1 protein-coding gene is annotated in these 422 nt (G+C 48.7%); it reads right to left on the bottom strand.

Annotation, left to right across the window (positions count from 1 at the left end; genetic code table 11):
• Positions 1–422: hypothetical protein (locus tag AC1DFM_RS34840; RefSeq protein WP_477081391.1), on the bottom strand; the 422-nt coding region annotated here is incomplete at both ends.

Here is a 422-nt window from a genome sequence, read left to right as displayed (position 1 = left end):
GTAGCGGCACAAGTGCCGTTAGTGATTGTCCATACCAGTGTAGCGGTATGACCAGCCAGCAGGGTCACTTTGGTATTGTATGCAGAAGTATCTGCAATAGTGATCCATGATTGTTTACCACCAACAATGGTCCAAGCGCCGTATGCACCCATTTGCGCAGGCTTGTTAGCTGCGAGCGTGAAGATGGAGTCATTACAGTGTTTTTGTTCAGGACCTGCCACTGAAGTAGAAGGCACTTCGTAGTTGGTGAGTTTCACCTGGCTGGTAGTAGCGGCACAAGTGCCGTTAGTGATTGTCCATAYCAGTGTAGCGGTATGACCAGCCAGCAGGGTCACTTTGGTATTGTATGCAGAAGTATCTGCAATAGTGATCCATGATTGTTTACCACCAACAATGGTCCATGCACCGTATGCTCCGAACTG

It is taken from the genome of Chitinophaga sp. 05T412 (assembly GCF_056396465.1).
Note: the sequence above shows the minus strand (reverse complement) of the source record. Positions and strands in the feature narration are given on the sequence as shown.